Origin of the sequence: Bartonella sp. HY406, from assembly GCF_025449315.1 — a bacterium.
GTDB lineage: Bacteria > Pseudomonadota > Alphaproteobacteria > Rhizobiales > Rhizobiaceae > HY038.
Genome location: NZ_CP104893.1, coordinates 721,467 through 743,429 on the forward strand (window position 1 = coordinate 721,467; position 21,963 = coordinate 743,429).

The window sequence follows — 21,963 nt, forward strand, 5'->3', positions numbered from 1 at the left end:
AATGTAATTTTTGCGGCAATGCCTTTGTTGGTACTGTTTGGCTTTGCTTATAAAAAACCATGTTTGGTCTGGTCTATTGAAATATGTTAATGAAATATCAAATAGAGTAAATAGTATTTTAGGTAATTTACTTTATTTCCTATAGTTTGAAATTAGTTTTTTTTAATTGAACGAAATGTGCCGCATATGCTGACGCTTTTTCAACATCCTATGTCTTCTGCCTCGCGCTTTATCCGCCTTATTCTCAATGAATACGGGATTGCTACCAATTTGATTGAAGAATATGAATGGGCAAATCGTCGTGAATTCAAAGCATTAAACTTAGCTGGTACTGTACCTGTATTGCTTGCAGAGGGCGAAGTTGCCATTTGTGGCGCAACAGTCATTTGCGAATATCTTGATGAAACACGCGGTACTTTTAATCGTGGCGCTCCATTTTTTCCGCAAAATCCGTTGGAACGCGCCGAAGTGCGCCGCGTCATTGACTGGTTTTTAAATAAGTTTGAAAATGAGGCCACTGTCCATATTGTTCGTGAACGAGTTTATAAGGGTGAAATGACCACAGCCCAAGGTGGTGGTGCACCTGATTCGACCATTTTGCGCAACGCACGTAATAATATTCGCCCTCATATGCAATATTTGGATTGGCTTGCCGCGACGCGTGATTGGATTGGCGGCTATACGCTAACCTATGGTGATCTTGCTGCAGCTGCTTCTATATCGGTGCTTGATTATATGGGCGAAATTGATTGGAGCCATTATCCCGCCGCGCGTGATTGGTATGCTCGCTTAAAGTCTCGCCCGTCTTTCCGCCCATTGTTAAATGATCGCATTCGTGGTCTTATGCCGGTCGCTCATTATGCAGACCTTGACTTTTGATAAGGCTGTAAAGCTTAAACAATTTATTGCTAGCGAAGCAAAGGCGCATGGTTTTGACCTTTTTGCCATTGCTAATCCAAAATCGGTGCTTGATGCCGGTGATCGTTTAAAGATAGCGGTTGAGCGTGGCTATCATGGCGATATGGAATGGATGAAAGAGACACTGGAACGGCGTCAATCTCCACAAAATCTTTGGCCAGAAGTGCGTTCTGTCATTATGCTGGGGGTTAATTATGGACCAGAGCATGATCCACGCTTGGATGCAAACAGTAAGGATAAGGGTAATATATCGGTTTATGCTCGCCATCGTGATTATCATGATTTAATCAAGGGGCGGCTTAAACAACTAGCATCGCGTTTTGCTTCACGCGCTGGCGGTGAGGTTAAAGTTTTTGTAGATACCGCGCCAGTGATGGAAAAGCCTTTGGCTGTTGCTGCGGGACTTGGCTGGCAGGGAAAGCATACCAATCTTGTTAGCCGCGAATTTGGTGCTTGGTTGTTTTTAGGCTCTATCTTTACAACCCTTGAGCTGCCCGTTGATGAAGCCGAAATTGACCGTTGCGGCTCCTGCAAAGCCTGTCTTAATTCTTGCCCGACCAATGCTTTTCCAGCTCCTTATCAATTAGATGCACGCCGTTGCATATCTTATCTGACGATTGAGCTTAAAGAGCAAATCCCGCATGAATTTCGTAAAGCCATTGGGAACCGTATTTATGGTTGCGATGAGTGTTTAGCTGCCTGCCCATGGAATAAGTTTGCCCAACACACCAATGAGATTAAATTGCAAGCACGGCCAGAACTTATGGAACCAGATTTGCGGTTTTTACTTGGTTTTGATGATGCGAATTTTCGCCAGTTTTTTTCGGGCTCACCAATAAAACGCATTGGGCGAAATAGGTTCATTCGCAATGTTTTATTGGCAGCTGGCAATAGCAATGATAGAACATTTATTGAGGATATTAAGGCGCATTTAAATGATGGTGATGTTCTTGTCCGCTCTATGGCGGTTTGGGCATTAAAGGAACTTATGTCATCAAACGAATTTGATGGCCTTCGCCAATTGCACATGCGCCAAGAAAATGATGATATGGTTAAAATTGAATGGGGAATAATGTCATGAAGTTTTTTATTTTTGGTGCAGGATTTAGCGCACGAGCTTTTGCAAGGCTAAATAAAGAAGCGGTAGCAGGTACAACGCGCAAATTTGATAAATTTGAGCCTTTGGAAGATGCTAATGTAAAGCCCTATATTTTTGATGGCATCAATTTAAGCGCGGAAATTATCGCAGAATTATCCGACACCACCCATCTTATTGTTTCTGCGGCGCCCAATGAAACAGGCGACCCAGTATTACAAGTTAAAGACATTGATGTGTTGTTACCAAAATTGCAATGGATTGGCTATTTATCAACCGTTGGCGTTTATGGTGACCATCAAGGCAATGTGGTTGATGAAGAAAGCAGTTGCAAGCCAACGACGGAACGCAATGAAATGCGGGTTATTGTTGAGCAAAATTGGCTTGACTTAGGAAAAAGGCTTAATGCCAAGGTTGCAATTTTACGTTTGGGCGGCATTTACGGTGCTGGCCGCAATGCCTTTAATAAGCTTAAAAATGGCACTGCTAACCGGATTATTAAGCCTGGGCAAAAATTTAGCCGCATCCATAGCGATGATATTGCCGGTGTTTTAAACTATTTTGCACAACATCATTTAGGCGGCATTTTTAATGTTGCGGATGATGAGCCTTCACCACCGCAAGATGTCATTACTTATGCAGCTCAAATTATGGGGGTTGAGCCGCCGGTTGAAGTACCCTTTGAAAAAGCAGATTTGTCACCTATGGCACGCTCTTTTTATGGCGATAACAAGGTTGTCTCCAATAAAAAATTAAGACAAAGTGGTTATGATTTCAAATATCCAAACTATCGTGATGCGCTTAATGGCATGTGGCGTGATAATAGTTGGGAAAGGGAATAAGCATTTGCAACAAAAGTGTGTAAGCGGTTTTGTGTTCGCAAAATGCGCTAGGTAAAAATAGATTTGCAACAAAAAAGCGGTATGGCTCGTTGCAAATGATGCGGTTAATTAAGAAAGGCGGCAGCATGAAAAAGAGTTTTAAATTTTGTCTGGCTTTATGTAGCCTAAGTCTGTTTGGTCTTTCTTATGCAGGTATTGCACAAGCTGATCAGCCTGCAAAACAAGCTTTCAGCGCCCAAAAAACGCCAACAGGCGGTGAGCCAAAGGCGATTGGGTTTTATTCCAAAGGCTGTTTATCAGGTGCAATGCAGATGCCCATTGATGGCCCCAATTGGCAAGTTATGCGTTTGTCGCGCAATCGCAATTGGGGACATCCAACGACAATTGCATTTTTGCAGCAATTATCACGTGACGCCGCCAAAGATGGTTGGCGCGGTTTATTAATTGGCGATATTTCACAGCCACGTGGTGGGCCAATGCCGCAAGGCCATGCCTCGCATCAAATTGGTATGGATGCCGATATTTGGTTGATGCCAATGCCAGCGCGTAAATTAAGCGCTAAAGAACGTGAAAATATGCAAGGCGTATCTATGCTTAAAGGTAAAAGCCTTTATGTTGACCCCAAAAAATGGACACCTGCCCATGGTTTTCTCATTCGGGATGCCGCCTCTAGCCCACTAGTCGATCGTATTTTTGTGCATCCTGGCATTAAAAAGCAGCTTTGTGAAACAGCAACGGGCGACCGTGCATGGCTTGGCAAAGTGCGCCCTTATTGGGGGCATATTTGGCATTTCCATGTTCGGTTAAAATGCCAACCTGGATCTCCTGCTTGTGTTTCGCAGCCACCAGTACCCAAGGGTGATGGCTGTGGTTCTGCTTTAGCATGGTGGTTTACTGATGAGCCTTGGGTACCCAAAACACCTAAAAAGCCGACAGAGGAAGAAGAGCAACCAAAAGAAATGATGGTATCTGACTTACCAAAAGCTTGCGCTGCCCTGCTTAATGAATAGATAAATAACATACTGAGTGAGGTAAAATGCACGAGGAAAAATCAATTATCTTTCCTGTTTTAATTGCCGATATTGGCGGCACTAATGCGCGCTTTGCTTATCTAACAGATAGTGCAAGTGAACTTTTGTTGTTTGATAGTTTAAAAACTGCTGATTTTGATAATATAGATCAGGCGATTAAGCGTAATATTTTACCTCACCTTAAAAATTCTCCTAAAACACTCATCATTGCTTGGGCAGGGCCAATTGATGGGGTGGCACCAAAGCTCACTAATTCCACGTGGTTTATTGATAAACAAGCCTTGGCCAAAAGTTTGGATTTAAAAGCCATATGTTTGCTAAATGATTTTGAGGCGCAGGCTTTAGCCACAACAGTTTTACCAGCTGCACAACTGCAGCAAATTGGCGGTAAAATACATGAAAGCAATGCATCGCGGGCAATTCTAGGCCCAGGTACAGGCCTTGGTGTTGCTGGGCTTATTTCTTTTAAAGGACAATATTTACCAATTGCTGGAGAGGGTGGGCATATCGATTTTCCTTTAAAGGGTGAAGATGAATTTGCGCTTTTTAAATATCTACCATTACTTGAAGGGCGCTTAACCGCAGAAGAAGTTTTAAGTGGGCGTGGGCTTTTAGCCATATATCATGCATTTTGCAAAAAGAATGGTGTTGTGATTGATTTTACATCTGCAGACAAAGTCAGCCATGCAGCTTTACATGATAATAATCATTTGGCACGGCAAGCGATAGATTTGTTTTTAAAGTGGTTGGCGCGTATTGCTGGCGATATTGCACTTATTTTTAAGGCAAAGGGCGGCGTTTATATTGGCGGTGGCATTGTACCACGGCTTTTGCCTTTGCTTGATGAAGTTATATTTCGTGATGAATTTGAAAACAAAGCTCCCCATCAATGGTTGATGCAGGATATGCCAATTTTTATCATAAAGGATTCAAATTCTGCTTTAACAGGCATGGCAGGTTTGGCTAAAAATCCAAAGGATTATTTAGTGAATATTGATTATTTTTCTTAAAATAAATTTGCATGTTTTCTTTTTTGATAGTTGCGTTCTTTCTGGCTAAAGTCCATTATAGAATAGATGAGTTAAAGGAGATTTTAATGCGGCTTGCAGTTGTTGGTGCCGGTGGGCGTATGGGGCGCGAATTAATTCGCACAATTAACGAAATTGACGGCGCAGAGCTTGGCGCTGCAATTGAGCGTAGTGGCTCCGACCTTATTGGCAAAGATGCAGGGCTTCTAGCTGGTATGGAAGAAAATGGCATAAAAATAACTGATGATGCATTGGCAGCTTTTGCAGCAGTTGATGGCGTTATCGATTTTACATCACCTGTTTCTAGTCTTGTTTATGCTGGCTTTGCAGCACAAGCGCGCATTGTCCATGTTATTGGCACAACGGGATTTGAACAAAAAGACGAAGCGGCTATTTTAGCGGCTTCCCGCCATGCAAAGATTGTTAAATCCGGTAATATGAGCCTTGGGGTCAATCTTTTGGCAAGCCTTGTCAAGCAAGCAGCAAAAGCCTTAGATATAGCTGACTTTGATATTGAAGTGGTGGAGATGCATCACCGTAAAAAGGTTGATGCGCCATCAGGTACCGCGCTTTTATTGGGTGATGCCGCAGCAAAGGGGCGCGAGCAAAACTTAAACGAAGTAAGTGTGCGTGGCCGCGATGGTATTACTGGTGCGCGTGAAGCGGGCACTATTGGTTTTGCCGCCTTGCGTGGTGGCACAGTAATTGGTGAACATTCTGTTATATTTGCGGGTGAAAACGAACGCATTGTTTTATCGCATATTGCCGAAAATCGCTCAATCTTTGCTCGTGGGGCAATAAAAGCTGCACTTTGGGCGCAAGACAAGCCGCATGGCCTTTATTCAATGGCTGATGTGTTGGGACTTGAAGCTTAGCACAAGTAATTAGTTTAACTATTTTATAAAATCCAATCTCGCAAAAGGAAAAAACAGATATGCAACGCACACTTGTACTTGTCCGTCATGGTCAAAGCGAATGGAATCTTAAAAATCTTTTTACTGGCTGGCGTGATCCAGGATTGACCGAGCAAGGTCATCAAGAGGCTATTAGCGCAGGCCAAAAATTAAAGGCAGAAGGACTTCAGTTTAATATTGCCTTTACTTCAGCTTTAAGCCGCGCACAGGTGACCTGCCAACATATTTTAGACAAGATTGGCGAGCCGAATTTGCAAACCATCCGCGACCAAGCTTTGAACGAGCGCGATTATGGTGATTTATCAGGTCTTAACAAAGATGATGCTCGTCAAAAATGGGGTGAAGATCAAGTTCATATTTGGCGCCGTTCCTATGATATTGCACCACCAGCCGGTGAAAGTTTACGTGATACTGGCGCGCGTGTTTGGCCTTATTATATCCATAAAATTCAACCGCATGTTTTGCGCGGTGAATCGGTGCTTGTTGCGGCCCATGGCAATTCATTACGAGCATTAATTATGGCACTTGAAGGCTTAACCCCTGATGAGGTCGTAAAGCTTGAGCTCGCGACTGGTGTGCCAATTGTTTATACTTTAAATGCTGATTCAACCATTGCGACTAAAAAAGTGCTTGGTTAAATCTATCAAAATTAAGTCATTAAGAAGCTGTGCGCCCTAAAGCGGGGCGAGCAGCTTTTTATTTCGTATTTAGCAAAATTAATACTTATGCAAAAATACGTTGTAAAACTGATTGAGTTATGGCTAATATCACCGCATTAACTCTTTCTAGACGGTGCAACCGAAATGAACAATTCAATACCCAATCCTGCGGGTGGCATCATGCTTGCCCAAGCGGTGCAGCCTGACAGTAAAATTGTCAAGTTTGGCCCCGATAATCCCCTTATTCTTGATAGCGGCGTGACATTGTCACCCTTTCAAGTTGCATATCAAGATTATGGCACTTTAAATGCAGATAAAAGCAATGCTATTCTTATTTGCCATGCTTTAACTGGCGATCAACATGTTGCTAATGATCATCCCGTTACCGGTAAACCGGGTTGGTGGGAATCATTGGTTGGCCCTGGCAAAATAATCGACACAAACAAATATTATGTAATTTGCTCCAATGTTATTGGTTCATGTTTAGGCTCATCTGGCCCAGCATCACTTAATCCGCAAACAGGACTTCCTTACGCACTTGATTTTCCAGTCATTACCATTGGTGATATGGTACGGGCGCAAGCCATGCTTGTCGATCATATGGGTATTGATACATTATTTGCGGTTATTGGTGGTTCCATGGGCGGCATGCAAGTGTTACAATGGGCATCAAGCTATCATAGTCGTATGTTCTCGGCGATTGTTTTGGCAAGTGGCGCACGCCATTCAGCGCAAAATATTGCCTTTGATGAAATTGGTCGGCAAGCAATTATGGCTGACCCCAATTTTCATGAAGGGCGCTATTTAGAAAAAGGCACTGTACCACGCAAAGGTTTAGGTGTTGCGCGTATGACTGCCCATGTCACCTATTTGTCAGAAGATGCCTTACATCGCAAATTTGGTCGCAATTTGCAAAATCGCAGTAATATCACCTATGGGTTTGATGCGGATTTCCAGATCGAAAGCTATTTACGCCACCAAGGAAGTTCTTTTGTTGAACGTTTTGACGCCAATTCCTATCTCTATCTCACCCGCGCTATGGACTATTTTGATCTTGCTAGCGAGCATGATGGCCAATTGTCAAAAGCCTTTGCCGGCATTAAATCGCGGGTGTTTGTTGCTTCTTTTTCATCTGATTGGTTGTTTTCTACCAAAGAAAGCCGCAGTTTTGTTCACGCGCTAAATGCTGCGGGGGCAGCGGTTTCCTTTGTCGAAATTGAAACCGATAAAGGACATGACGCATTTTTACTGGATGAGCCGATCATGTTTTCGGCAATTAATGGTTTTGTTGCATCGGCTGCTAAAGCAAGAGGGCTAAAAGATGAGTGACATAGCAAATCTTAGTGCTAGCCTTTCGCGTGTGGATTTTGACGTCATTGCCTCGCTAGTGCAGCCACAAACACGCGTCCTTGATGTTGGTTGCGGTAATGGCTCGTTGCTTGAATTGTTAATTGAGCGAAAAAAAATTGATGGGCGCGGTGTTGAATTATCACAAGAGGGCGTCGATCTTTGCATGGCACGCGGCCTATCGGTTATTCAAGGTGATGCCGATAGTGACCTTATTTATTATCCCGATCAAGCCTTTGATTATGTGATATTATCCCAAACCTTGCAGGCAACACACAATCCTAAAAATGTACTCGATAATCTCCTGCGTATTGGCAAACATGTCATTGTGTCGATTCCCAATTTTGGCTATTGGCGAGTGCGCGCTTCACTGTTATTTCGCGGTAGAATGCCGGTTACCAAAGAATTACCTTATAGTTGGTATGACACGCCCAATATCCATTTTTGTACGATTGAGGATTTTTTGGATACGGTGCGTGAGTTAAATGGGAACATTGAGGAAAGAGTGGTGCTTAAACGCTCTGGCGAGCGCGTGAGTTTTCGGCTGCCAGAAGCTGCCCTTAATATGTTTGGGCAACAAGCTGTGTTTTTGTTGCGCCGTTAAACCATGTTTTATACCCGTCACAGATTAGCGTTTTTAGCCGCCCTTGTTAAGGATAATATTAGGCATTGGGGCTTTCACTCCAATGCTGAAGTTGCTTTGCTTACCTATTCGGAAAATGCCACCTTCATTATTCAAGATAAGGGGCAAAAACGTGTGCTTCGTGTTTATCGACCGCATTATCATAGCAATGCAGAGATATTAAGCGAATTGCAATTCATGCAAAAGGTTGAACAACAAGGCAATATTATTTTGCCCCATATTTATAAAACCAAAGATAATCAATATTTTTTAACGATTCGTGCAGAAGGCATTGATTGGCGAATTGCCTGTTTTTCATTTATCGAAGGTATTGAGCCTAAAATATCTGATAATTTACCACAATGGTTTAATAAATTAGGCGGATTAGCGGCGCAGTTACATAGCATAACACGAGACTGGCCATCTCAAGCTGCTAGTAGTCAAAATATTTTTACCCGCAAAAGCTGGGCCTATGAAACCATGATTGGTAAAAATGCCTATTGGGGTAATTGGCGAGCAGCAAGGCTTGACGAACAAAATAAAGCCCTACTTGAAATTTGCGATGCGCAATTAAAAAATGCCTGTGAAGCGCTAACAAATAAAGGCACAAAATTTTCGCTTTTACACGCCGATTTGCGCCTTGCCAATTTGCTTATGCATGGGAATGAATTAGCGATTATTGATTTTGACGATTGCGGCTTTTCTTGGCTTGGTTTGGATTTTGCCAATGCTATCAGTTTTATCGAAAATGAGCCGATCGTGCCCTTGTTGCAAGATCAATGGTTGAGTGGCTATTCAAAGGTAAGTGAGCCTGATAAAGATATGATTGAATCCTTGCCTCATCTCATCATGATGCGGCGCATGCAGCTAACCGCTTGGTTGATGAGCCATAGTGAAACGTCTACGGCTATTGCATTAAATGATCAATTTGGTTGTATAACAAGTCATCTTGCCAAAATATATTTAAACAAGCATGGTTGATTTAACTGTTAAAAAGGCAAATTAACAATCGACTTCATAAAATAATGAATTATCTATTGAAACATGGAAAAAACGCTTCAAGAACCGATTGCTGATAATATTGCTAAAATACTTGCCGAGCGAATTATTCGCGGCGAGATGCAAGCTGATGAAAAACTGCGGCAAGACCATATCGCAATTGAGTTTTCAACCAGCCATGTGCCGGTGCGTGAAGCGTTTCGCCGTTTAGAAGCTATGGGCTTGGTGGTAAGCTTACCAAGGCGCGGCGTTAGGGTTTCTTCCTTTACTAAGGATGACATGCGCGAAGTGGCGCAAATGCGCGCATCATTAGAGGCTTTGGCTTTGCGCCATGCAGCTCCACATTTAACGCCTGCCATTTTAGAAAAGGCTGAAGAATTAACAAGTTTGGGAGAGGCGGCCCGCGATGTTGCTACTTGGGAAGATGCTAATCGGCAATTTCACCGCTCTATCCTTGCGCCTTGTAACATGCCGCGATTAATGAGCACGATTGATGAATTGCATATTGCTAGCGCACGCTTTGTTTTTTCTGGCTGGCGAGCCGAATGGGAAGCACCAAGTGACCGCGATCACCGTGCCATTTTAGATGCTTTACGCAAAAATAATATCGATTTAGCAGTAAGTGTCCTTGCTCACCATATCGACTGGAAACGTGCATAATTTTCTTTGTTAGGATTGTGTTTTTGCACTTTGCTTTTATTTTATACGTTTTATTCTATATAGTGGCTTTGTCATTTAAAACCCATGTATAGATTTTAAAAATAATAATATTTTATTTTTATTATAGATTTATAGCAAATTTTTCTCATAATGATGATCTGTCCAAAATATTAATCATTTTTAAATGTGGGAAAAGAGTGGCAAATAATAGAACCAATAATAGCCGTGATGTTTTGCTTGTTCTGCTATTTGTTAGCTGCTTGGCATCAGGTGGTATTTTTGTGCGAATGAGTGATCTAGGGCCGATTAATACTGGCCTATGGCGCATTGTATTTAGTATTCCAATTTTACTGCCATTTTTACTTTATGAAAAATCAACAACAAGCTATAAGCCACTATCGGGCAAGGATTTTATCCTTTTGGCAATTGCCGGTGGCTTTTTGGCCGGTGATTTAGCAATTTGGAATATTTCTTTTCATTATACAACTGTTGCTAATGCCAATCTTTTAGCCAATTTTGTACCTTTGATTATTATTCCAGTATGTTATTTTATTTATAAAGAGCCAATATCGCGCAATTTCTTTTTGGGGGCGATTGTTATTCTAATTGGCGTAGTCTTGCTAGTTAGCGGTAAATCCACAATTACATCAGTTAATCTGCTTGGTGATAGTCTTGCCTTTTTAACCTCGATATTTTACGCGCTATTTTTGTTGATGGTTTATAAACTACGAAATCGCACCAGTGCTGTACAGATCATGTTTTATAGTGGTCTTGGTTCAATTGTGACACTATTTTTCATATGCTTGATGACTGAAGGCATTCAATTTCCCAATACATGGCATGCTTTTTTCCCAATTCTTGGACTAACGGTTTTTTCTCAAATTTTAGGGCAAGGTGGCTTAAGTTACAGTTTGGGGCGTATTTCTGCCTCTTTTGCCTCTATTCTTGTTTTAACTCAGCCGGTTATTTCGGCAATTTATGCGTTTTTGTTTTTCCATGAAAGTTTGACATGGATGGAAGTACTGGCAATGTTTATCGTTTTGGTTGGAATTTATCTCGTTAAAAGGAAATAGCCTCATGGTTGATACGTTGAAACTACATATTAATGATGCCTATCTTAAACAATGCGAGGCAAAAATTATTGATGTTTTTGATAATATCGTGGTGCTTGATCAAACAATTTTCTATGCAGAGAGTGGCGGCCAATTAAGTGATAGAGGCGAAATTGTCTTATCTGATGGAACAGTTTTTAAAGTTGAAAAAGTTATAAAATCTCATCCAATCAGCAATGAACAAGGGGTTTTTCATATTATTGCGGGCGATACACCACTTGATCGCGGTAGCTTATTAAATTTGCCTGTTATCTGTAATATTGATTGGGCATATCGCTATAATATCATGAAGATGCATAGCGCAGCCCATCTTTTATGCGCGATTTTACCCTACCCAGTTAATGGTTGCCAAATTAGCGGCACTGCTGCGCGGCTTGATTTTGTAACAACCGATGCTTTTGATAAGGATCTTATCAATGGCAAGCTAAGCCAATATATTGAAGATGCTTTAGAAATAAGTCAAGATTTCATCACCAATAATGAGCTGGCGCAAAATCCTCAGCTTGTACGCACATTAAACGCGGCGCCACCGCAAAATAATGATCAGGTGCGATTGGTTAAAATTGCCGATATTGATATTCAGCCCTGTGGCGGAACCCATGTTAACAACACCAGTGAAATCGGTAAGATTGAAGTTGCAAAAACCAAAAAAGTAAGCGCCGAATGTCGGCGCTTATCTGTTGGATTTGTTGCCTAGAAAGACACGTAAAATTGTCGCTTACAGGCTTTCAGGCCTGCGATAGCAGGTTGGGCGGCCATAAAGCTTGGCAATACGCGAGATAGCCTCATTTAATGGCTCAATACGCACATCCATGGAAGCACCATTGGCATGAATGAGGTTATCCTTATCAATCATAATAGCAACATGTCCTTGCCAAAAGACAAGATCACCACGCTCGCTTGGCAAGCCTTCTGGTATTTCATGGCCGATGGAATGCTGTTGCATATCACTGTCGCGCATGACATTACGACCAGCCATTGCAAAGGATAATTGCACAAGGCCGGAGCAATCAATACCAAAGGCTGATTTGCCCCCCCACAAATAGGGCGTATGGATGAGGCTTTCTGCAATACAAACAAAATCAAGGGCACGCACATCAATTGGCTCAATATGCGCGGCAATGATTGCTTTGCCATCTTCAAGCATAGCATAGCGCGTGCCGCGTGTTTCTTCAAAACCATCAATGGTTAGTTTGGAATTCATCGAAATGGCGTCAATTGGTGGCGTTTTTAAATCTGCCATTGGGTAAATAAAACTGCGTGGTACTTTAACGCGGTGGGTGAGGGGGCGTTTGTCAACGCTGAGATGACTACTGGCGACATATCCGACATAGCCATCTTGCAATGAGCGGATAAAGCAAAAATCATTGTGATTTTCAAAAACGAGTGCTTCATCACCAAGTAACATTTGGCTTAAAGTAGAGCTAGAAAAGTTAGCGGCTTTTTTTATATCGCTTACTGGCGCAATAATACGATGTTTAACACCTTCAACAAATTTTTGTGCATTAACGCGTCCTTTTAAGGTGATATCTGCAAGGTCATCACGATAGGCATTAAGGCGCGGATCAAGTTTTTCCATTTATTTGGCCTTCTAATATGCAAAAATTATTTACAATATAATAGCTTAATCGCAGCAAAAAGTGCTCTTATGCCTTGCGCTTCACCACCTTTTGGAAAACTTGGGCGTGCTGTTGGTGTCCAACCGTAAATATCAAAATGCGCCCAAGATTTTGCTTGTTCTACAAACTGGTTTAAAAACAAGGCTGCAGTGATTGATCCAGCAAATCCACCGCTTGTGACATTGTTTAAATCGGCAATCGGTGAATCGAGATGTTTTTTATAAGCAGGCCAAAGTGGCAATTGCCAAACTGGGTCATGTTGGGCAAGGCTTTGCGCGTTAATTGCGCTAATCAAATCTTGGTCTTGGCTATAAAATGGTGGCAAATCAGGCCCTAAGGCAACACGCGCGGCGCCGGTTAATGTTGCCATGTCAATGATTAAATCGGGTGCATCTTCATCGCCATAGCTAAGCGCATCGGCTAATACCAACCGTCCTTCCGCGTCGGTATTGCCAATTTCAATGCTTAAGCCTTTGCGGCTGATTAAAATATCGCTTGGGCGAAAAGCATTGCTAGCAATTGAGTTTTCCACTGCAGGGATAAGCAGTTTTAAGCGCACATCGAGCTTTTGCTCCATAATCATTTGGGCAAGACCAATAACATTTGCAGCGCCGCCCATGTCTTTTTTCATTAATAACATGCCGCTTGCTGGTTTAATATCAAGACCACCAGTATCAAAACAAACACCCTTACCAACAAGAGTTATTTTGGGCGCATCTTGCCGCCCCCAGTTAAGTTCAATCAAACGCGGCGCAATAGCGCTTGCACGGCCAACCGCATGAATAAGCGGAAAATTTTGTGACAGCAAATCATCACCAATAACGGCATGGACTGACGCGCCAAATTGATTGCCAAGCATGCGGACAATGTTTTCAAGCTGGTCAGGCCCCATATCATTGGTTGGGGTATTGATGAGATTGCGTACAAGTATTGTGCTTTCAGCTTGGCTTAATAGCGCTTTATAATCAATGTGGCTTGGCACAAAAAAGCGTAAAGCCTTTTCACTTGGTTGTTTCAAATAGCGATTAAATTTGTAAGCACCTAAGGCAAGCCCTAAATAGTGTAAGTGCTGCAAATTTTGGTCATCATGAAAATGCCAATCACCATCGGGTAAGGCGTCTGCTAATTTTCCAGTAATAAAAGCGCCATTGTCTGGACAGTTTATGAGTACTGCGCCACAAAGATCGCCTTGTTCGTTAGGTAATAATGCAAATGCCCCTGATTTTGCTTTAAAATTTTGTGCTTTTAGCCAATTTGCGCTGAAATTTGATAGCGGCAGCGTTGCAAAATCGCGCTCGTTGGTAAAAAATATCGGTAAACTTGTGGCTACTTGATCGGTGGTGAAAGTAATATTTAAATGAATATTCATAAAGCACCTTTTAATTTCAAAAATAATCTTGCTATAAACTGTGACGTATTATTTGCTTAAACTCAAGTCGGATTAGTACATAATAATCCGCCAATTTTTTGAAAAAAATCAAGTTAAAAAGCTAATGCCGCAAACCTAACTTTGCTCTTTAGATATTGATGTGAACAAGTTATATTTTTTTAAGTTTTTAAAAATGGTGGCAATATCAGTATATTTTTCATCATAAATAATAAGATGGCTGCTATTTGCTAGCGCGCCCTCACCATATTGATAAAATTCATTGGAAAATAGCAAGATGCACTCATCAAGCTCATCATTAGCGCTTGTTGTGCAAAATAGATTATTATCAATTATAATGTCATCAATGTAATCTTCAATTTTATTGGCATCGCCACCATAAATAAAGAAATTCTGATTACCATTTTTAGCAAGATTTAAAATAAGGCTTTCCGGTAATTGGTTTTGTTGTAACCCAATCAATACAACATTCTTATAGGGTAAATTTTCAATAGACTCATGAGGCTTATTGATATTAATAATGTTTTTATCATGCTTGATAATCACTATCATTTCCTAATAATTTTTTCGCGTGTTCTTTTGAGGATAAAATTTATGCGACATAGGTTAAATGGATGAGTATGTCATTTCTCGTTAATCTTAGAAAATTAAGCATATTAGTGATATTTTAGCACAATATTTGATTTTCGTCTATTTTGAGTAATATGCTCATTGCACAGGTTTTAAAAAACTATGCAATTATTTATGTGGTATTGAAAACAAAAAAACCACAAAGACCAGAGCCTTTGTGGTTAAAAAATTTAAAATGTTTAAGTTTTAGCCATCACAATAAGGCTTATTAATACGGTGGTTAATTGCACCATGTTAGGCATTACTGTTGCGGCAAGCAAATGACAAAGAAATAAAATATATGGGATGCAAAACCATCTTGCTTTTTATTCAATTTAAAAAAATATGTGTTTACAGCTTTCTAAGCGCAACTTTTTCAACCAAATGATTTTGACCTTTGCGCAAAATGAGACTTGCTCTTGGCCTGGTGGGTAAAATATTTTCTTCTAAGTTTTTTAGGTTGATATTATCCCATAAGCCTTGTGCCATTGCACTTGCCGCATCATCGCTTAGGCTTGCATAGCGATGAAAAAATGATTGAGGGTTTTGAAAAGCGGTTTCGCGTAGGCGTTTAAAACGCTCTAAATACCATTTATTAATCATGGCTGTATCAGCATCAATATAAATGGAAAAATCAAAAAAATCTGAAACAAAGGGAATAGCCCGCCCACCGCTTGGCAAGTCGCGTACTTGCAAAACATTGATACCTTCAAAAATAAGAATGTCCGGTTGGTCAATGGTGATATATTCACCCTTCAAAACGTCATAGCTTAAATGTGAATAAAGTGGAGCCGGTACCATGTGGCGACCAGCTTTAATGTCATTTAAAAAGCGTAAAATTTTACCTGTGTCGTAGCTATCTGGAAAGCCTTTGCGATCCATGCGGTTTTCAGTGCGTAGCACGTCATTAGGATATAGAAATCCATCTGTGGTTACAAGGTCAACCTTAGGGCTCGTGGGCCAGCGCTTAAGCAGTTCTTGCAAAATACGTGCAGTAGTTGATTTGCCAACCGCAACCGATCCTGCAATACCAATAATAAAAGGCGTTTTAGGAATATTCTGCATACGTAAAAAATCGCTGCGTTGCCTAAAAAGCCGCTGCGAAGATTCTACATGGGCATAAAGCAAGCGCGATAGTGATAAATAAATGCGTTGCACTTCGTCAAGGTCGATTGGATCGCCAATCGAACGTAACCGCTTAACTTCATCAAATGTCAGGGTTAATGGCGTGTCAGCGCGAAATTTTGCCCATTCTTCTGCCGAAAAAAGACTATAAGGAGAATACTGACCGTTTAATACATCATAGCTTAAATCAGGCATTTCGATTGCAAGGGCATTATTATTCATGGCTGACGTGCCGCCTTTTCTTGCAAGCCAGTTTGCGCCGTTCGTTTTTCTAATTCAGCCATAACATCATCAACATTAATGCCCGCAATTTCCCAAACAACAGCAAGATGATAAAGAAGGTCGGCGCTCTCGCCAATTAAATGATGCTTATCTTCGGCAAGGGCGGCAATAACCGTTTCAACTGCTTCTTCTCCAAGCTTTTTAGTGGCTTTGGTCATGCCCTTTTCAACAAGACTTGCCGTATAGGAGCTGCCATCGGTAACTTTAGCGCGCTTACTAACAATATTGGTTAAAGTCTTTAAGGTAAAATCACTCATATCATTGTCTCAATTATTGCTCGCCAACGGGGTCAAGTCGCATAGGCAACCCTGCCTTTGCCATGTAATGTTTGGCTTCGCTGATTGAATAGGTGCCAAAATGGAAGATCGAAGCCGCAAGTACCGCTGTTGCGTGGCCATCACGAATACCTTCAACCATATGCTCTAAAGTGCCAACGCCGCCAGATGCAATTACCGGTACCGATACCGCATCGGCGATCGTCCGGGTAAGTGCAATATCATAGCCTGATTTGGTACCATCACGATCCATGGAGGTTAGCAAGATTTCGCCAGCACCGCGCTTTACCATGTCTTGTGCAAAGGCAATGGCATCAATGCCGGTTGCTGTACGTCCACCATGGGTAAATATTTCCCAGCGTGGGTTTTCGTCTTGCGGATTTATGCATTTGGCATCGATCGCTACAACAATACATTGATTGCCAAATTTATCCGCACCTTGTGAGACAAGATCAGGATTTTGTACCGCAGCGGTGTTAATCGCGACCTTATCGGCACCTGCCAATAATAGATTGCGCATATCTTCAACTCGGCGCACGCCGCCACCAACGGTTACTGGCATAAAACAATGTTCTGCGGTGCGGGCGACAACATCAAATATAGTTTCGCGATTATCGGACGAAGCGGTAATATCAAGAAAACATAATTCATCAGCGCCAGCTGCATCATAAGCGCGAGCAGCTTCAACTGGATCACCAGCGTCAATTAAGTCAACAAAATTGACGCCTTTGACAACGCGGCCATCTTTTACATCAAGACAAGGAATAACCCGTGCTTTTAAGCTCATTTTATGTCCTTTCAAGAATTGCTTGTCGCATTGCCATTTTTAAGCAATTGTAATGCCTCATGTGGATTAATACGCCCGTCATATAAAGCGCGACCAGAAATAGCACCGTTTAAAATCGCCGCATCGCTTTGAGTTAGGCGTTTAACATCATCAATGGAAGCAAGCCCACCAGACGCTATGACCGGAATGGTAACCGCATTGGCAAGTCGCAAGGTTTCATCAAAATTAATACCGCTTAAGATGCCATCGCGATCAATATCAGTGTAGATGATAGCGGCAACACCAGCGCCCTCAAATTGTTTGGCAAGGTCAATTACGTCAAGTTCTGATTCTTCCGCCCAGCCTTCAACCGCAACCTTGCCCTTGCGCGCATCAATGCCAACAGCAATATGGCCTGGAAATAATCGGCAAGCTTCCCGCACAAGGGCAGGATCACGCACAGCAATAGTGCCAAGGATAACACGGGCAAGCCCCTTGCTAAGCCAATTTTCAATATGCTCAATTGTGCGGATACCACCGCCAAGTTGCACGGGATTTTTAGTCGCTTTTAAAATTGCGTCAACCGCATCACCATTCATGGATTTACCAGCAAAAGCGCCATCTAGATCCACGACATGCAACCATTCAAAGCCTTGTTGTTCAAAGCTTAAAGCTTGCGCGGCAGGGTCTTCATTATAAAGGGTAGCTGCATTCATATCACCTTTGATAAGACGCACGCATTGACCTTGTTTTAAATCGATAGCAGGATAAAGTATCAAGGCATCCACTCCAGAAAATTGGCAATTAATTGTAAACCGAGGCGTTGGCTTTTTTCAGGATGAAACTGCGTACCAACAATATTATCGCGACCAATCATTGCAGTGATAGGGTTACCATAATCGGTTGTGGCTATTAGTTCTTGCGGCTTTTCACATTCAAAATGATAAGAGTGAACAAAATAGGCATGGAGCCCATCACTGCCAGTTGGAATTTGTGATAATAATGGGTGATTGTTATGAACGCTCAAAGTGTTCCAGCCAATTTGTGGAATTTTATAATCGTTTGATTTTGGTTTGATAGGCACAACATTGCCGCCAATCCAATCGAGACCAGCGGTTTCGCCTTTTTCTAAACCGCGCCGCGCCAAAAGTTGCATACCAACGCAAATACCAAGAAATGGTTTGCCGCCAGCAATCACTTCTTCATTAAGGGCAGTAATCATGCTGTTTAAATCTTGAAGGCCTTGTTTACAGTCGCCAAAAGCACCAACGCCAGGCAAAACAATGCGATCAGCTTGCGCTAAGTCTTCGGCTTTATCGGTTAATATTATTTCAGCCTTAATTGCGTGGTCATGGGCAGCGCGCTCAAATGCTTGCTGAACCGAGCGTAAATTACCAGAACCATAATCTATAATTGCAACACGCATTTAATTTTCCTTGTTGCCTTTTATGAATGCTTTATTCCAAGCTTTTAAAGAGCTAAGAAACAGTTTTATCAACCCTGTAGTGAACCCTTGGTTGATGGGATAGCATCGGGTTGGCGCGGATCGCTTTCCATGGCTGTACGAAGGACACGGGCAACGGCTTTAAAACAGGTTTCAGAAATATGGTGATTATTAACGCCATAGTGATTGGTTACATGAAGGGTAATGCCCGCATGTTGACTTAAGGCTTGAAAGAACTCTCGTACCAATTCCGTGTCAAAGCTGCCGATTTTTGCAGCATTAAAATTAACATTCCACACAAGAAATGGGCGGCCAGAAACATCAATGGCTGCGCGGGTTTCGGTTTCATCCATGCAAAGATCAAGTGATGCATAACGAATAATGCCCTTGCGCGTACCCAAAGCCTTATCAATGGCTTGACCAAGGGTGATGCCGCAATCTTCAACTGTATGGTGGTCATCAATATGTAAATCACCATTGGCAGTAATTTCCATGTCAATCAATGAATGGCGGGATAATTGTTCAAGCATATGATCGAAAAAGCCGATGCCAGTATTGATATTAAATTGCCCTGTGCCATCAAGGTCAATTTTAACAGTAATATCAGTTTCATTGGTTTTACGGCTTAACGAGGCTTTACGTGCCATAGTCTGTTCCCTCTTATTTATCGTTGCGCCACTATAGCTTGCCAAGCCTATAGTGAAATGCTTGATTAAGTTAGCGTGACTATCTATTTTTCTCGCCACAAAATCAACATTAAAACACTTAATTTATAAGAGACGATAGCATTTTATAACAGTTTAAAGCACTTTTAAAAAAATAAAGCGGTTAAAGAACAATTTTGCTTTAACCGCTTTGTGGTGAACTATACCGAGAAAATTTTAACTTGCTGAGAAAATAATTTCAGTTGGTAAAACACGAATATCAATTTTCATATGGGCTAGTTCTGCAAGTAATAAGGTATAATAGGATTGCACGGCATGACCATCCACCGGTTCACCCGGTAAGTCGCCATTAAATAATTCAACAAAGCGCGGCGGAATACGCAACATTTTGCCACTCACCGCAATGGTGAAAATGGTTTTATCATTGTCGCGGCTAAGATTGACTTTGATTTCGCCACCACGCGGAATGGAGCCATTTGCAATAAGTAAAAGATTGAGCAGCAATTTTACTTCATTTTTTGGCAAAAGCATGCGTGTGCCCTGCCAAGATAATTGCGCCTTTTCATTTGCCATATATTTTTGTGCAACTGATTCAGCGTCGCCTGTATCAATTTCCATACCGGCAGAACCTGCCGCACCATAGGCAATCCGGGCAAATTGCAGGCGAGCCGATGCATTGGTTGCCGACATACGGATAAGTTCAAGGGCATCTTCCTCGGCGCCGCCTTCATCATATAATTCCATTGCATTATTAATAGCGCCAATTGGAGAAATGAGATCATGGCAAATGCGGCTTGCAAGCAGCGCGGCAAGATCTTGGGCTGATAGAGTGATGGCGAGGGGCATGGTAACTCCGCTTTTGAAAAATGCATATGGACTATTAGGCTTGGTTATAAAGCAATGAAGTGAACAGTTTCCTAATCATTTGCTTGAAACGTTGCTATATCTTTTAGTGAAGATCGTCGGCAGGATTGGTTAAAAGGGTTTCTTTGTTGTTAGAGGCCGGCAAAATGACGGTGAAAGTCGATCCTTCGCCAAGTTTTGAAGTGATTTCCAATTTGCCGCGATGTTGAGTAATGATATGCTTAACAATGGCAAGCCCAAGACCAGTCCCTTTATGCGCTCGGCTTATATCGACGCTTACACGATAAAAACGCTCAGTGAGGCGCGGTAAATGTTCTGCCTCAATGCCCATACCATAATCGCGAATGGCAATATGAATTTGTGTACCGACAGATTTAGCTGAAACCACAATTTTTTTGCCTGAGGCCGCATATTTTAAACCATTTTCAACAAGGTTTTGAAAAAGTTGGATCAAACTGTCACGATTGGCGGCAAGGGCAGGCATATCCTCTTCAAGGTTAAGTTCAATATTAACATCATTTTTGCGGGCAAGCGGTGTTAATGTTTCGGTCACGTGGCGTAGTAATTTGGCGGTATCAAGCCGTTCAACCATTCCAGGGCCTGTTTGAGTTTCAAGGCGTGAAAGTGATAGCAAGTCATCAATTAAGCGCGACATGCGCTCTGCCTGTTCTTGCATGATGATAAGAAATCGCGCCCTAGCTTCGCTATCATTTTGCGCAGGTCCACGCAGGGTTTCAATAAAACCGCGTAGCGATGTTAGTGGCGTGCGCAATTCATGGCTAGCATTGGCAACGAAATCCGTACGCATGCGCGCCAAGCGATGCATTTCTGAATGGTCACGAAAATGGCAAACAAAAAGGTCTTTGGTGATTGGAATAATCGCAAGATTAAACCATCGCCTTTCTGCGCCTTTTTCACCATATTCGATGCTACGCGCAACGCCGCTTGCTGTAACATTGCGAAAAAGGTTTGATAATTCGGGAGCGCGGAAGCGGGCAAAGAGGCTTTGGTCACGGCTGAGACCAGAAAATGTTTGATAGGCTGCATGATTAATAAAGCTGATATTGCCTGAATGGTCAAAAAATACCAAGGGATCATTAAGGGCATTAGCCAGTTTTTCTGCATCAAATTGCATTATGTTTGCGGGTCGTTTTTCCAAACTTATGCGTTCAGATAAACGGATCAAACGTTTTATCAGCAATATCAAACGGCGAAAATAAAATATTTCAAAACCTAAAACAATGATACACCAGATAAAAACTATATTGCTTGGGAAAAACCAAATGGCTGGCAAAAGGCTAAGCCCTATAAGTGTAGCAATTATTCCAAGGCTTCTCATTATTCGTTTTACTCCAATTAGTAAGTCACATAGGGCATTGGGTTGGTAAGTTAAGTCGCTTAAGTAATATATTTATCTGATGTATTGGTTTACATAAAACTAAATCAATATATTTGCAAAATGCCCCATTAAAAATCTCATGTTACTGAATTTATTTTATAAGTAGTATCGAACTTGCTAATATTTTCCACTCCTCTTTCATTTAGCTGCAAAAAAGTTAATTAAAATCGGAATCAATAATATGTCACTATGACAAGTAATATATTACATCAGTTGATAATCCCCATTTTAATTACGCTATCTTGTTTTTTAAGATAAGGGCACTGTATCCATATGCATCAATGTCGAACGAGCAGGGCA

The 21,963-nt window shown here is 41.8% G+C and carries 24 protein-coding genes; 13 read left to right on the forward strand and 11 right to left on the reverse strand.

What is annotated here, in order from left to right:
• Window positions 1-186: 186 nt before the first annotated feature.
• From N6B01_RS02935 to N6B01_RS02995, 13 genes are all read left to right on the forward strand, one after another.
• On the forward strand, window positions 187-879 hold the full coding sequence (locus N6B01_RS02935; protein ID WP_262079835.1) for a glutathione S-transferase family protein: 693 nt from the start codon (window positions 187-189) through the stop codon (window positions 877-879).
• The gene (gene queG / locus N6B01_RS02940; RefSeq protein ID WP_262079836.1) at window positions 860-1,999 is read left to right on the forward strand and encodes a tRNA epoxyqueuosine(34) reductase QueG; all 1,140 of its coding nucleotides are present in this window, start codon (window positions 860-862) and stop codon (window positions 1,997-1,999) included. Before N6B01_RS02935 ends, queG begins: the two co-directional genes overlap by 20 nt.
• Window positions 1,996-2,856 (forward strand): SDR family oxidoreductase, encoded by an 861-nt coding sequence (locus tag N6B01_RS02945; protein WP_262079837.1) that lies wholly within the window; start codon window positions 1,996-1,998, stop codon window positions 2,854-2,856. Before queG ends, N6B01_RS02945 begins: the two co-directional genes overlap by 4 nt.
• A 98-nt stretch (window positions 2,857-2,954) precedes the next feature.
• Window positions 2,955-3,866, forward strand: a complete 912-nt coding sequence (gene mepA / locus N6B01_RS02950; RefSeq protein ID WP_410007248.1) for a penicillin-insensitive murein endopeptidase — start codon at window positions 2,955-2,957, stop codon at window positions 3,864-3,866.
• Window positions 3,867-3,892: 26 nt separating this feature from the next.
• Complete coding sequence (gene glk, locus N6B01_RS02955; RefSeq protein WP_262079838.1) at window positions 3,893-4,897, forward strand: glucokinase; 1,005 nt, start codon at window positions 3,893-3,895, stop codon at window positions 4,895-4,897.
• A gap of 86 nt (window positions 4,898-4,983) precedes the next feature.
• Window positions 4,984-5,790 (forward strand): 4-hydroxy-tetrahydrodipicolinate reductase, encoded by an 807-nt coding sequence (dapB, locus tag N6B01_RS02960; RefSeq protein ID WP_262079839.1) that lies wholly within the window; start codon window positions 4,984-4,986, stop codon window positions 5,788-5,790.
• A gap of 59 nt (window positions 5,791-5,849) precedes the next feature.
• Entirely contained in the window at window positions 5,850-6,467 is a 618-nt protein-coding gene (locus N6B01_RS02965) for a 2,3-bisphosphoglycerate-dependent phosphoglycerate mutase (protein WP_262079840.1), read from the forward strand.
• Between the two features lie 201 nt (window positions 6,468-6,668).
• On the forward strand, window positions 6,669-7,817 hold the full coding sequence (locus N6B01_RS02970) for a homoserine O-acetyltransferase MetX (RefSeq protein ID WP_410007249.1): 1,149 nt from the start codon (window positions 6,669-6,671) through the stop codon (window positions 7,815-7,817).
• Window positions 7,810-8,439: a methionine biosynthesis protein MetW gene (gene metW, locus N6B01_RS02975; protein ID WP_262079842.1), complete on the forward strand. Its 630-nt coding sequence runs from the start codon at window positions 7,810-7,812 to the stop codon at window positions 8,437-8,439. The genes N6B01_RS02970 and metW overlap by 8 nt, the downstream gene beginning before the upstream one ends.
• A gap of 3 nt (window positions 8,440-8,442) precedes the next feature.
• Complete coding sequence (locus N6B01_RS02980; protein WP_262079843.1) at window positions 8,443-9,438, forward strand: phosphotransferase enzyme family protein; 996 nt, start codon at window positions 8,443-8,445, stop codon at window positions 9,436-9,438.
• 63 nt (window positions 9,439-9,501) lie between these two features.
• Complete coding sequence (locus N6B01_RS02985) at window positions 9,502-10,116, forward strand: GntR family transcriptional regulator (RefSeq protein WP_262079844.1); 615 nt, start codon at window positions 9,502-9,504, stop codon at window positions 10,114-10,116.
• 197 nt (window positions 10,117-10,313) lie between these two features.
• Window positions 10,314-11,189, forward strand: a complete 876-nt coding sequence (locus tag N6B01_RS02990; protein WP_262079845.1) for a DMT family transporter — start codon at window positions 10,314-10,316, stop codon at window positions 11,187-11,189.
• Window positions 11,190-11,193: 4 nt separating this feature from the next.
• Complete coding sequence (locus N6B01_RS02995) at window positions 11,194-11,925, forward strand: alanyl-tRNA editing protein (RefSeq protein ID WP_262079846.1); 732 nt, start codon at window positions 11,194-11,196, stop codon at window positions 11,923-11,925.
• A 21-nt stretch (window positions 11,926-11,946) separates the two neighbouring features.
• On the opposite strand, the gene N6B01_RS03000 is transcribed toward N6B01_RS02995, so the two are convergent.
• The 11 genes from N6B01_RS03000 to phoR form a co-directional block, all read right to left on the reverse strand.
• Window positions 11,947-12,807, reverse strand: a complete 861-nt coding sequence (locus N6B01_RS03000; RefSeq protein WP_262079847.1) for a C40 family peptidase — start codon at window positions 12,805-12,807, stop codon at window positions 11,947-11,949.
• Window positions 12,808-12,833: 26 nt separating this feature from the next.
• The gene (locus N6B01_RS03005; protein ID WP_262079848.1) at window positions 12,834-14,216 is read right to left on the reverse strand and encodes a leucyl aminopeptidase family protein; all 1,383 of its coding nucleotides are present in this window, start codon (window positions 14,214-14,216) and stop codon (window positions 12,834-12,836) included.
• 135 nt (window positions 14,217-14,351) lie between these two features.
• Window positions 14,352-14,780 carry a hypothetical protein gene (locus tag N6B01_RS03010; protein WP_262079849.1) on the reverse strand — a complete coding sequence of 143 codons (429 nt, stop codon included), beginning with the start codon at window positions 14,778-14,780 and terminating at the stop codon, window positions 14,352-14,354.
• A 414-nt stretch (window positions 14,781-15,194) separates the two neighbouring features.
• Window positions 15,195-16,163 (reverse strand): type I pantothenate kinase, encoded by a 969-nt coding sequence (coaA, locus tag N6B01_RS03015; protein WP_262080557.1) that lies wholly within the window; start codon window positions 16,161-16,163, stop codon window positions 15,195-15,197.
• A 23-nt stretch (window positions 16,164-16,186) separates the two neighbouring features.
• On the reverse strand, window positions 16,187-16,507 hold the full coding sequence (locus tag N6B01_RS03020; protein ID WP_262079850.1) for a phosphoribosyl-ATP diphosphatase: 321 nt from the start codon (window positions 16,505-16,507) through the stop codon (window positions 16,187-16,189).
• 13 nt (window positions 16,508-16,520) lie between these two features.
• Complete coding sequence (gene hisF, locus N6B01_RS03025) at window positions 16,521-17,312, reverse strand: imidazole glycerol phosphate synthase subunit HisF (RefSeq protein ID WP_262079851.1); 792 nt, start codon at window positions 17,310-17,312, stop codon at window positions 16,521-16,523.
• An 11-nt stretch (window positions 17,313-17,323) separates the two neighbouring features.
• The gene (gene hisA / locus N6B01_RS03030) at window positions 17,324-18,070 is read right to left on the reverse strand and encodes a 1-(5-phosphoribosyl)-5-[(5-phosphoribosylamino)methylideneamino]imidazole-4-carboxamide isomerase (RefSeq protein WP_262079852.1); all 747 of its coding nucleotides are present in this window, start codon (window positions 18,068-18,070) and stop codon (window positions 17,324-17,326) included.
• Entirely contained in the window at window positions 18,067-18,717 is a 651-nt protein-coding gene (gene hisH / locus N6B01_RS03035; protein ID WP_262079853.1) for an imidazole glycerol phosphate synthase subunit HisH, read from the reverse strand. The genes hisA and hisH overlap by 4 nt, the downstream gene beginning before the upstream one ends.
• Before the next feature lie 68 nt (window positions 18,718-18,785).
• Window positions 18,786-19,382 (reverse strand): imidazoleglycerol-phosphate dehydratase HisB, encoded by a 597-nt coding sequence (hisB, locus tag N6B01_RS03040; protein ID WP_182418861.1) that lies wholly within the window; start codon window positions 19,380-19,382, stop codon window positions 18,786-18,788.
• Between the two features lie 234 nt (window positions 19,383-19,616).
• On the reverse strand, window positions 19,617-20,246 hold the full coding sequence (chpT, locus tag N6B01_RS03045) for a histidine phosphotransferase ChpT (RefSeq protein ID WP_182418862.1): 630 nt from the start codon (window positions 20,244-20,246) through the stop codon (window positions 19,617-19,619).
• Between the two features lie 103 nt (window positions 20,247-20,349).
• A complete protein-coding gene (gene phoR / locus N6B01_RS03050; protein WP_182418863.1) occupies window positions 20,350-21,603 on the reverse strand; it encodes a phosphate regulon sensor histidine kinase PhoR in 1,254 nt (417 codons plus the stop codon).
• Window positions 21,604-21,963: the final 360 nt, after the last annotated feature.

Coding starts and splice junctions, on each gene's coding strand:
- mepA (WP_410007248.1), top strand. CDS start 2,955: ATGCGGTTAATTAAGAAAGGCGGCAGCATGAAAAAGAGTTTTAAATTT.
- N6B01_RS02945 (WP_262079837.1), top strand. CDS start 1,996: ATGAAGTTTTTTATTTTTGGTGCAGGATTTAGCGCACGAGCTTTTGCA.
- N6B01_RS03020 (WP_262079850.1), bottom strand. CDS start 16,507: ATGAGTGATTTTACCTTAAAGACTTTAACCAATATTGTTAGTAAGCGC.
- N6B01_RS02980 (WP_262079843.1), top strand. CDS start 8,443: ATGTTTTATACCCGTCACAGATTAGCGTTTTTAGCCGCCCTTGTTAAG.
- phoR (WP_182418863.1), bottom strand. CDS start 21,603: ATGAGAAGCCTTGGAATAATTGCTACACTTATAGGGCTTAGCCTTTTG.
- hisF (WP_262079851.1), bottom strand. CDS start 17,312: ATGAGCTTAAAAGCACGGGTTATTCCTTGTCTTGATGTAAAAGATGGC.
- N6B01_RS02985 (WP_262079844.1), top strand. CDS start 9,502: ATGGAAAAAACGCTTCAAGAACCGATTGCTGATAATATTGCTAAAATA.
- N6B01_RS02965 (WP_262079840.1), top strand. CDS start 5,850: ATGCAACGCACACTTGTACTTGTCCGTCATGGTCAAAGCGAATGGAAT.
- chpT (WP_182418862.1), bottom strand. CDS start 20,246: ATGCCCCTCGCCATCACTCTATCAGCCCAAGATCTTGCCGCGCTGCTT.
- coaA (WP_262080557.1), bottom strand. CDS start 16,163: ATGCCTGATTTAAGCTATGATGTATTAAACGGTCAGTATTCTCCTTAT.
- N6B01_RS02970 (WP_410007249.1), top strand. CDS start 6,669: ATGCTTGCCCAAGCGGTGCAGCCTGACAGTAAAATTGTCAAGTTTGGC.
- metW (WP_262079842.1), top strand. CDS start 7,810: ATGAGTGACATAGCAAATCTTAGTGCTAGCCTTTCGCGTGTGGATTTT.
- N6B01_RS03005 (WP_262079848.1), bottom strand. CDS start 14,216: ATGAATATTCATTTAAATATTACTTTCACCACCGATCAAGTAGCCACA.
- queG (WP_262079836.1), top strand. CDS start 860: ATGCAGACCTTGACTTTTGATAAGGCTGTAAAGCTTAAACAATTTATT.
- N6B01_RS02935 (WP_262079835.1), top strand. CDS start 187: ATGCTGACGCTTTTTCAACATCCTATGTCTTCTGCCTCGCGCTTTATC.
- hisB (WP_182418861.1), bottom strand. CDS start 19,382: ATGGCACGTAAAGCCTCGTTAAGCCGTAAAACCAATGAAACTGATATT.
- glk (WP_262079838.1), top strand. CDS start 3,893: ATGCACGAGGAAAAATCAATTATCTTTCCTGTTTTAATTGCCGATATT.
- hisH (WP_262079853.1), bottom strand. CDS start 18,717: ATGCGTGTTGCAATTATAGATTATGGTTCTGGTAATTTACGCTCGGTT.
- N6B01_RS02995 (WP_262079846.1), top strand. CDS start 11,194: ATGGTTGATACGTTGAAACTACATATTAATGATGCCTATCTTAAACAA.
- N6B01_RS03000 (WP_262079847.1), bottom strand. CDS start 12,807: ATGGAAAAACTTGATCCGCGCCTTAATGCCTATCGTGATGACCTTGCA.
- dapB (WP_262079839.1), top strand. CDS start 4,984: ATGCGGCTTGCAGTTGTTGGTGCCGGTGGGCGTATGGGGCGCGAATTA.